Consider the following 5098-nt stretch of genomic DNA (forward strand, 5'->3'; position numbering starts at 1 on the left):
GAGCGTGAGTTCTGGTCATTGCCGTTGGAAGTTTCTGCTGCAACCTTGATCCCGCGTCCGGATACCGAGCGTTTGGTCGAAGTGGCACTGACACTGTTACCTGACTCCCCGTGCGCGCTGTTAGATCTGGGCACCGGAACGGGTGCGATTGCCTTAGCATTAGCCAGTGAACGGCCAGATTGCCGAGTGTTAGGGGTTGATTTACACCCTGATGCCGTGACACTGGCCACCCGTAATGCCGCCCAGTTACAGATTCACAATGTCCAATTTGTACAGGGTAGCTGGTTTACTCCGGTTCGTGCGGCTTTGGATACGCAGTTTGCGTTGATTGCCAGCAACCCGCCGTATATTGATGCTGCAGATCCGCATCTTGTGCAGGGTGATGTGCGCTTTGAGCCGCGCAGTGCCTTGGTTGCCGAAGAGTCAGGGCTGGCCGATATCCGTACTATCGCAATCGGCGCGCGTGAGTATCTGGTCAGCGGTGGCTGGCTGATTGTGGAACACGGTTGGCAACAAGCGGCGGCAGTACAACAGATATTTCAGCAAGCTGGTTATCATGCTATTCGTTCTGAACAAGACTATGGCGGCAATGATCGCGTCACGCTAGGGTGTTGGTCTGAGCTATGTCACCACTCATAACACTGTTTGACAGCCATTGATTATCCCATTTTTACCGCAAGGTTTACGAAAAGGAACTCGCTATGTACATGTTTCTCAAGCACCTGCATATGACTACGTTGGCGGTTTCCGTCAGTCTGCTGGTGCTGCGCTTTATCTGGAGCCTATGTGGTGCAAAAATCATGCAGCAGCGCTGGGTAAAAATTGTTCCGCATATTAATGATACAGTGCTGTTGCTTAGCGGGGCTGGTTTGATGGTGGTTACCGGTTTTTACCCGTTTACGCCACACACTGTTTGGATGACCGAAAAACTGCTGGGTGTGGTGATCTATATTCTGCTTGGCTTTGTGGCACTGAAAGAGGGTAAGAATAAAGTTATCCGCCTGTTTGCATTATTAGGTGCATTGGGCTGGATCTGGCTGATTGCACAACTGGCCATCACTAAAACGCCGTTATGGTTTAGTTAATAGGTTTAGTCATTTCGCTGAGAATACCATGTCGTTTGATTTTGAAGAGCATCCGCTAGTTGACAGTTTTACATGGCTGGGTGCACAAATTTTCCCTGATTTTTCTGCTGACAGTGTGCAGAGTGAGTTACAGCAACTGCGCCAGCAGGTGCAGTCAGTACAGCATGTTGCGCTTGGTTTGCCGCGTTTGTTGGCTCTGATCCATACTGTGTATACCGAATGCCAGTTCTCCGGTGATTATCAGACATTCTATCACTCAGATAATTTGCGCCTTGATCGGGTTTTACAAAAACGGCAGGGTGGTCCGGTCATGCTTGGGGCGCTCTTGCTACATTTAGGTGCCGAGTTGGAGTTGCCGCTGTATCCGGTGGTGTTTCCTACCCAGTTTTTGCTGCGTGCTGAATTTGATGATGCCACTTTATTTATCAACCCGTTTAACGGTGAAATTGTCAACGAGCATATTCTGACCGCATGGCTAAAAGGGCATGAAGGCCCGTTTGCTACGTTGCGTGATGAGGATTTGGATATTACCGAACACTCGCAAGTGGCAATGCGCCTGTTAGATGCGCTCAAAGGCGCGCTACTGCATGAAAAACAGGGTGTGCTTGCCTTAAAAGCCAGTACCTTATTACTGGAATATAACCCCGATGATCCGTATGAAATTCGTGATCGAGGGCTGATTTTTGCAGCACTTGAGTGCAATCAGGCTGCGCTGGATGATTTAAGCTATTTTGTTAAGCAGTGTCCGAAAGATCCGGTGATTAATCTGGTGCGTGAACAAATCCGCTCGATTCCGACACCGACACTGACACTACACTGAATTCAACCCTACTGAGGAAGGTTAAGGGCATGCAACAGAAGAATGTACGCATCGGTAATATTGATGTCGCGAACGATAAACCGTTTGTCCTGTTTGGTGGCATGAACGTACTGGAATCGCGTGATATGGCTATGCGCGTGTGCGAGCATTATGTCGAAGTCACTAACAAACTGGGTATTCCTTACGTTTTTAAGGCTTCGTTTGATAAAGCTAACCGTTCATCTATTCACTCTTACCGTGGCCCCGGTCTGGATGAGGGAATGAAGATTTTCCAAGAGCTAAAACAGACGTTTGGCGTGAAGATCATCACTGATGTACACACTGAAGCCCAGTGCCAGCCAGTTGCTGATGTGGTTGATGTGATTCAGCTTCCTGCATTCCTTGCCCGCCAAACCGATTTGGTAGAAGCGATGGCACGTACTGGTGCCGTGATTAACGTTAAAAAACCCCAGTTTTTAAGCCCAGGTCAGATGGGTAATATTGTTGATAAATTTGCTGAGTGCGGTAACGATCAAATCATTTTGTGTGATCGCGGCAGTAATTTTGGCTACGACAACCTTGTGGTTGATATGCTCGGTTTTAACGTGATGAAACAAGTTTCTCACGGCAGCCCTGTTATTTTTGATGTGACTCATGCACTGCAATGTCGTGATCCATTTGGTGCAGCATCCGGTGGCCGTCGTGATCAGGTGGCTGAATTAGCCCGTTCTGGTATTGCTGTCGGGATTGCTGGTCTGTTCCTTGAGTCTCATCCTGATCCGGTAAATGCCAAGTGTGATGGCCCATCGGCCCTGCCGCTGGCTAAGTTAGAGCCGTTTTTGCAGCAGCTTAAGGCTATCGATGATCTGGTAAAGAATTTCCCAGTACTTGATACAACGTGCTAAGTCTTGATACACAGCCGTATTAAGTGCTGCTGTATGTAAAGCTCATGACGTAAAAAAGCCCCGACAGTGCATTGAACTGTCGGGGCTTTTTGTTCCCTGTTTTTATTCTATTTGTACGTCTGGCTTGTACTTGTCGCTTAGTCTTTAGTGTTGTATCTAGTGTTTAGTACAAAGTATTCAATACAGGGCACTTAACACAGCAAACTGAGAGTAAAGATTACAGTACAAAACGGCTGACTTCTTGGCGTAACTGATAAGCTAGTTCGCTCAGTTGTGCAGCTTGGCTGGCTGCATCATGTGCCTCTTGTGCCAGATCATTGGATGCTTCTTTGATTGACTCTGTATTACGAGTGATCTCTTCGGTCACCGCACTTTGCTCTTCTGCTGCAGTCGCTATGTGGGCTGCCATATCGTTAATTACTGTAACCACATCATTGATCTGTACCAGATTATTGCCCGCAGCATCTGCATCATGCACACTGGTTTCAGCCAGATGGCTGCTGCCCGACATAATATCAACGGCCTTACGGGTGGATAACTGCAACTGATTGATCATTGACTCAATCTCTTCCGTTGAGGTGTGTGTGCGTTGTGAAAGCATCCGCACTTCATCGGCAACAACCGCAAAACCTCGGCCCTGATCACCGGCACGTGCCGCTTCAATGGCCGCATTAAGTGCCAGCAAATTGGTCTGTTCAGCAATTGAGCGAATGGTCATCATAATAGAGCTGATGCTGGCCGCATGAGTGTTTAAATCATCAATTACACCGGTAGCTACATTGACCTCTTCAGCCAGTTTACGGATTGAATTTTGGCTCTGCTCTACTTGCTGGTGGCCTTGCTGACATGTTGAAACGGCACTGCCCGCTTCGTGTGCGGCTTTATCGGCGCTGGCAGCAATTTCATGTGTAGCGGCTGACATTTCAGTGACTGCCGTAGCAACCATGACAATCTCACCCTGTTGCATATGAATGCGTTGGGTACGTTCTTCAGCACTGGCTGCGCTGTGGGTAGCTTGGTTATTCAAATTGTCTGCAATATCGCGCATTTGTAGCAAAATTTTCTGCAAACGCTCGACAAAGCGATTGAAGTTTTTAGCTAATTTACCGACTTCGTCATCAGTACGTGGAGTAATTCGTACCGTCAGATCGCCTTCGCCATCAGCAATCTCTGCTAGTGCAGAAGAGACTGCATTCAGATCACGGAACAGATAATTCATCAGCAGTGTCAGAAATATTGCCGTTATCAATGTCAGAATAAACGAGATACTTAGTAAAAGATTACGCGTATTTTGGTAGTCTGCCATTTCGGTTTGTTGATCAAGCATAATACCTAATACTAAATGGGTATTGCCCACTTGAATCAGTTGAAGCCATTTAGCTTTTTGCTCAATATTAAAGTCAAAGAGCTGTCCTTCGGTCGATACGCTGTTTAGTAGAGCAGGTGTAAACATCTTATTCAGATTGCTCAATGGTTGCATGATCATCTGAAGATTTTGATAGGCAATAATCGTGCCTTGTGGAGTCATCAGTAGACTTTGGGTATTTTTACCCACATCTAATTGTATAATTTTTTCTTGTAACTGTTTTAATGTTATATCGGCACCAAGCACACCAATGACAACATTGTTATTCTGTATCGGTTGTGAAAAGGTGACTATGATTTCACCTGTTACTGGGTCTTTATATGGCTTTGATACAACAAACTTATTTTGGGTAATAGCATCTTGATACCAGTTACGGGAACGAGGATCAAAATTGCTGTTATCCCGTTCGGGGTGTGAGCTGATTAGATTACCTTGTACGCTACCAAAATAGATGTCATCAAAGTCAGCGCTGATTCGGGCTTGAATTAAGTGTGGTAACAGAGTTGTGGTATCGGAAACAAAGGGAATTACGCCCTTCATTTGCATAACTTTGCTCTCTTGCCAGGTGACTACTTCACTGGCAATCGCCTCACTGGTCGAATCAATACGAGTTCGAATACTGTTTTGTGTCTGGTTGTACAACCTTTCCGATGCTTGCCATGTTAAAGCACCTGCAACCAGCAATACAGAAAAAAGGCTTATCCCAATAATTTTCTGTTTTAACGTCAAAGCAAAAGAGAGAGACATAACTACAAAAACTCCAGATATCCGGCTATATAGGCGTTTATCGGCAGAATTGTCTGATCATTGAGTTTTGTTGAGTGCTAATCGCGATATATATGACAATTAGTTTATTAATAATTGTTTCATGAGCCATGATATATGAAATTTTAGCTGTTTAGACGTCCAGATGTTTACAACTCTATGCGTCTCAACGTAAAAT

At 45.9% G+C, this 5098-nt stretch carries 5 protein-coding genes; 4 read left to right on the plus strand and 1 reads right to left on the minus strand.

Features of this window, described 5'->3' with window-relative positions; all coding sequences use genetic code 11:
* The 4 genes from prmC to kdsA all read left to right on the plus strand — a co-directional run.
* Nucleotides 1-639: peptide chain release factor N(5)-glutamine methyltransferase (gene prmC, locus ACRC27_RS07970; protein ID WP_438639611.1), on the plus strand; the 639-nt coding region annotated here is incomplete at its 5' end.
* A 62-nt stretch (nucleotides 640-701) separates the two neighbouring features.
* Nucleotides 702-1085 carry a SirB2 family protein gene (locus tag ACRC27_RS07975; protein ID WP_438639612.1) on the plus strand — a complete coding sequence of 128 codons (384 nt, stop codon included), beginning with the start codon at nucleotides 702-704 and terminating at the stop codon, nucleotides 1083-1085.
* A gap of 28 nt (nucleotides 1086-1113) precedes the next feature.
* Complete coding sequence (locus ACRC27_RS07980; protein WP_438622857.1) at nucleotides 1114-1905, plus strand: transglutaminase family protein; 792 nt, start codon at nucleotides 1114-1116, stop codon at nucleotides 1903-1905.
* A gap of 29 nt (nucleotides 1906-1934) precedes the next feature.
* A complete protein-coding gene (gene kdsA / locus ACRC27_RS07985) occupies nucleotides 1935-2789 on the plus strand; it encodes a 3-deoxy-8-phosphooctulonate synthase (RefSeq protein ID WP_438628896.1) in 855 nt (284 codons plus the stop codon).
* Between the two features lie 217 nt (nucleotides 2790-3006).
* On the opposite strand, the gene ACRC27_RS07990 is transcribed toward kdsA, so the two are convergent.
* Nucleotides 3007-4902 carry a methyl-accepting chemotaxis protein gene (locus ACRC27_RS07990; protein ID WP_438639613.1) on the minus strand — a complete coding sequence of 632 codons (1896 nt, stop codon included), beginning with the start codon at nucleotides 4900-4902 and terminating at the stop codon, nucleotides 3007-3009.
* Nucleotides 4903-5098: the final 196 nt, after the last annotated feature.

The sequence above is a fragment of the Plesiomonas sp. genome, from assembly GCF_051650925.1.
Taxonomy (GTDB): domain Bacteria; phylum Pseudomonadota; class Gammaproteobacteria; order Enterobacterales; family CAMTGL01; genus Plesiomonas.